This window comes from bacterium, assembly GCA_016873475.1.
Classification (GTDB): Bacteria; Krumholzibacteriota; Krumholzibacteriia; order JACNKJ01; family JACNKJ01; genus VGXI01.
Window position 1 is genome coordinate 1 of the sequence record VGXI01000217.1, and the last position, 4968, is coordinate 4968.

The window sequence follows — 4968 nt, forward strand, 5'->3', positions numbered from 1 at the left end:
ACCGAGGCGGACATGGCGATCGCCATCGCGCGCGAGGGCGGCATCGGCGTCATCCACAAGAACATGAGCGCCGAGCGCCAGGCCGAGCAGGTGGACATGGTCAAGCGCTCCGAGAGCGGCATGATCTCCAACCCGATCACGCTCTCGCCGAAGGCGCTGGTCGCCGAGGCGCAGGACCTGATGCGGCGCTTCCGCATCTCGGGCGTGCCGATCACCGAGGGCGGCAAGCTGGTCGGCATCCTCACGAACCGCGACCTGCGCTTCAACGAGAAGCTCAATATCCCGGTCAGCGACCTGATGACGCGGGAGAACCTGGTCACGGTGCGCGTGGGCACCACGATGGAGGAGGCCCGCGCCACTCTGCACAGGCACCGCATCGAGAAGCTGCCCGTAGTGGACGAGCGCGGCGAGCTGAAGGGCCTGATCACGGTCAAGGACATCCAGAAGAAGATCGACTACCCCTTCACCTGCTCGGACGAGAACGGCCGCCTGCGCGTGGCCGCGGCCGTCGGCGTCGGCGAGGACCTCGAGCGGCGCCTGGACCGGCTCGTCGCCGCTCACGTGGACGCGGTAGTCATCGACACGGCGCATGGGCACAGCCAGAACGTGATCGACGCCGTCAAGTTCGTGCGGGCGCGCTGCCCGCAGCAGGCCGTGGTGGCGGGGAACATCGCCTCGGCCGAGGCGGCGGCGGAGCTGATCGCGGCCGGCGCCGACGCCGTCAAGGTGGGCATCGGCCCGGGTTCGATCTGCACGACGCGCGTGATCAGCGGCGTCGGCGTACCGCAGATCACGGCGATCCTCGAGGTGGCGGCCGTCGCTCGCGAAGCGGGCGTGCCGCTGATCGCCGACGGTGGCATCAAGTACAGCGGCGACATCACCAAGGCCCTGGCCGCCGGCGCCGACAGCGTGATGCTCGGCGGCCTCTTCGCCGGCACCGAGGAGAGCCCGGGCGAGACCGTCCTCGCGGAGGGCCGCAGCTTCAAGGTCTACCGCGGCATGGGCAGCCTGGACGCCATGCGCGAGGGCAGCGCCGATCGCTACTTCCAGGAGGGCGCCGCCGAGAGCAAGCTGGTGCCCGAGGGCATCGTCGGCCGCGTGCCCTACAAGGGCCCCGTGCACAACTCGATCTTCCAACTGTGCGGCGGCCTGCGCGCCGGCATGGGCTACCAGGGCGCGGCGACGCTCGCCGAGCTGCGCGCAAACGCCGAGTTCCTGCGCGTAACGGGCGCCGGCCAGCGCGAGAGCCACCCGCACGACGTCACGATCATCAAGGAAGCGCCGAACTACTCGGTGAGCTGAGCGCCCCGCGATCGCCCGCGCGCCCGGCCCGAGTCCGCACCCGGAGGTGCCGCGTGACGCTCCGCTCACTCGTGCTCGGCCTCTCGTTGCTCGCCGTCCTTCTCTCACCCCTCCGCGTCGCGGCCGCCGAGGCGAACGCGCCGCTGCCCTTCCCCGGGCCCGCGCGCAAGGACCTCGCGCTGCCGCCAACGCTCTGGGCGGAAGTTCAGGGGGCGATCGGGCTGCCCGGCCAGCCGATCGGCTACGCGGCCGACGCGATGCGCCAGTTCGGCCGCGACGCGCTCCTGCTCGAGACCGTGCGGCGCGCCTTCGCCGACGTCTCCCTGTTGCCGCGCTTCGCCGGCGCTGCCAGCGATGGATTCCTCGACGAGGCCGCCAAGCTGCCCGCCTTCGGCGCCGGCTGGGAGCAGGGTGGGCTCGGTGAGATCGCGCGGCGCGGCTACCTGCTGCAGGATGTCTCCGCCGCCTACCGCACCGAGCTGGCCGCGGCGCCGGCGCCGGCGCTGCCTGGCGAGGCCTGGCAGGACCTGCCGCCCGCGCTCCGCGATCTGCTCGGCCGGCTCTACGCCGGCGCCGAGGCGGCCGCCCCCTGGCTGCGCGCGGCCTTCCCTCCCGAGCTCACGGCCCGCGCCTGCGACCAGCCCACGCTGGACGCCGTTCGCGCCGAGGATCTCCTCGCCCTCGGCCTCGCGCTGCAGGCGGACGAGGAGCTCGATCAGCTGGCTTCGCAGCGCCGTGAGAGCTGGGAGCTGCTTGCGCGCACCGACCGCGCCTATCTCGCCTACGGCAGCGTGCTGCTCCTCAGGCACGTCGAGTGGGCACTCGCCGAGTTCGCCGCCGCGGGCGGCGTTGCCGCGCTCCCTGGCGCGCCCATCGCGACGCGCCGCCTCGCCACTCCGCTCGGCGAGCTGCTGCTCGGCGGCACGGGTGACGACCGGCACGAGACGCCGGCCTTCCTCGTCGTCGAGATCGGCGGCAACGATCGCTACCGCGCCGCCTACGCCGCCCCCACCGGCCTCGCCGCCCCGATAGGCCTGCTCCTCGATCTCGCCGGCGACGACGCCTACAGCGACCCCGCGCTGGCCGACTCCACCCTCGCCCCCGCGGGCTGCTTCGGCGCCGCGGTTGGCGGCGTCGGCCTGCTGCTCGATCTCGCCGGCCAGGACGACTACCGCGTGCGCGCGGCGGGCCTGGGCTGCGGCGCCTTCGGCAGCGGCCTCCTCGTCGACTACGCCGGCGACGACCGCTACTTCACGGTCGGCCGCTGGGGCCAGGGCGCGGGCCTCGTGGGCCTGGGCGCGCTCGTCGATCTCGCGGGCAATGACACCTACTCCTGCGCGCTGGAGTCGCAGGGGATCGGCAGCACGCTGGGCACGGGCCTGTTGCTGGATCTCGCGGGCAATGACCGCTACGAGGCGCGCGATGACGGCAACATCTCGGCCCTCTACGAGGGGCAGTCGGTGGCGATGAGCCAGGGCTGCGGCTACGGCCGGCGCGCCGACCTCGGCGACGGCCACTCGCTGGCCGGCGGCGTCGGCCTGCTCGTGGACGGCGCCGGCGACGACGACTACCACGCGCAGGCCTGGGCGCAGGGCTGCGGCTACTGGTGGGGCCTGGGGATTCTCGAGGACCGCGGCGGCAACGATCGCTACCGCAACGGCAAGTACTCCTCCGGCGCAGCGGCGCACTTCGCCCTCGGCATCCACGTCGATCTCGCCGGCGACGACCGCTACAACGCGGGCAACGACACGGCGAAGAACCAGTACCAGGGCCACGCCCGCGACGGCGCGATCGGCGTCTTCATCGACGGCGACGGGAACGACGACTACACCCTGCGCAGCCACTGCGGCGGCTCGGCGGACCTCGCCTCGATCGGGCTCTTCTGGGACCGCCGCGGCGACGATCGCTACGGTTTCGCGCAGACCCTCGCCCAAGGCGACTGGACGGCAACGCCGCCCCTCGGCTCGACGACGCGCTACGCGCCCTTCAGCAGCTTCCGCGACGACCTGCCCACCCTCGGCCTCTTCCTCGACACGGGCGGCCACGACGACTACGCCACCGGCGGCGTGGGCAAGGAGGGCGAGATCTGGACGATGAACCGCTACCCGCGCGCCTGGGGCTGGGGCTGCGACCGCGCGGCGTTCGCGGCACCCTGAGCGGTCGGCCTAGATCGCGCTGCGCAGGCCCAGCTCGCGCGGGTAGGGCGCCAGGTAGCTCTGCGCCTCGGCCCAGGGGTGCTCGAGCCGGCGCAGGTGGTGGCCGAGCAGCGTGAGCGCAGCGATCAAGGGCAGCGTCCCTGCGCGGTACTCCTCGATCAGCCCGGCCAGCTCGCGCGTCTCTGCCGCCGAGAGGCGCTCCTTCAGGAAGCCGGCCAGGTGCTGCAGGGTGTTCACGTGCCGGCCCGGTGAGGCCACGCGCTTGAGGGCCGCCATGAAGCCGGCCTCGTAGTCGTCCAGGAGCGCCGGCCAATCGGCGACCGCCGTGGCCCCAGCGCGCGCCACGAGCCGCCCGAGCTGCTGCGCGCCCCGCGGCGAGTGGGCGAGGAGCTGCATCCTGTGCGCCGTGTGGAAGCGCACGAGGTCGCCCGGCGCGCAGCCCGCGGCGCGCAGCGCGAGCCAGCGATCGTAGGCGAAGAGCCGCACCGCGAAGTTCTCCCTGAGCCGCGGGTCCTCCAGTCGCCCTTCCTCCTCGAGCGGCAGGTTGGGCAGCGCGGCCGCCAGCACCGCAGCGTAGATGCCCACGCCATTCTTGGCGGGCACTCCGCCCGCGTCGTAGACCTTCACGCGCTCCATGCCGCAGCTCGGCGAGTCCTTCTTGAGCACATAGCCGCGCAGGCCCAGGCCGGCCAGCTCCTCGACGCGAGCGTGGGCGTACTCCTGCATCCGCTGCGTGAGGCTGCGCCCCGTCTTGAGCTCGATCAGCCGCGGGCCCGCCTCGCTGCTCTCGAGCCGCAGCGAGGGCCGCGGCACGCCGAGGCCGATCTCCAGCTCGGGGCAGACGCTCACCCAGCGCAGGTAGCCGCCCAGCACGTCGGTCAGCCAGCGGCTGCGCTTGTGGCCGCCGTCGTAGCGCACCATCTCACCGAGCAGGCAGCTGCTCACGCCCACCGCGATGCGCCGTTCCTCGCTCACGCCATGCTCTCCTTGCGGACGATCATCTGGTAGGCCGCCAGCGCGCGCCCTCGCGCCAGTCGATGAGCAGGTGCCTGGTCAGGAAGGAGGCGACGACCATGCGCACGCGATTGTGCATCCAGCCCGTGGTCCAGAGCTCGCGCATGCCCGCATCGACGAGCGGGTAGCCCGTCTCGCCGCGCTGCCAGGCGGCGAGGTCGGCGTGGGCGGGCAGCGAAGCCGCCCAGAGCCGCGCGGGCGCGAGGCCGCCGGGCGCGGGCAGCGCGGCCAGCGAGTGGTGCAGCCACCAGCGGCTGGCCGCGCCGGGGGGCCAGTCGCCCTCGGCCTCGTGCACGAAGACGGGGATCAGCGGTGCGGCCACGGCCTAGTCGGCTTCCTCGAGCAAGAGCCGGTAGCCCTTGCCGTGCACGGTGAGCAGGTAGCGGGGCCTCGCCGGATCGGGCTCGATCAGCTTGCGCAGGCCGAGGATGAAGTTGTCCACGGTGCGCGTGCTCGGGTAGGCGTCGTAGCCCCAGATGCGATCGATGATCGTCTC

4 protein-coding genes and 1 pseudogene are annotated in these 4968 nt (G+C 73.0%); 2 read left to right on the plus strand and 3 right to left on the minus strand.

What is annotated here, in order from left to right; translation table 11 throughout:
* The coding region (guaB, locus tag FJ251_13420) for an IMP dehydrogenase (protein MBM4118707.1) at positions 1-1302 on the plus strand (1302 nt) is incomplete at its 5' end.
* Positions 1303-1355: 53 nt separating this feature from the next.
* Positions 1356-3458 (plus strand): hypothetical protein, encoded by a 2103-nt coding sequence (locus FJ251_13425; GenBank protein MBM4118708.1) that lies wholly within the window; start codon positions 1356-1358, stop codon positions 3456-3458.
* A gap of 9 nt (positions 3459-3467) precedes the next feature.
* Here the strand turns inward: FJ251_13425 and FJ251_13430 are convergent, their stop codons facing one another.
* The 3 genes and pseudogenes from FJ251_13430 to FJ251_13440 all read right to left on the minus strand — a co-directional run.
* The gene (locus FJ251_13430; GenBank protein ID MBM4118709.1) at positions 3468-4433 is read right to left on the minus strand and encodes a DUF1722 domain-containing protein; all 966 of its coding nucleotides are present in this window, start codon (positions 4431-4433) and stop codon (positions 3468-3470) included.
* Positions 4434-4470: 37 nt separating this feature from the next.
* Positions 4471-4629, minus strand: a pseudogene (locus FJ251_13435) (deoxyribodipyrimidine photo-lyase).
* A gap of 168 nt (positions 4630-4797) precedes the next feature.
* Positions 4798-4968: winged helix-turn-helix domain-containing protein (locus FJ251_13440; GenBank protein MBM4118710.1), on the minus strand; the 171-nt coding region annotated here is incomplete at its 5' end.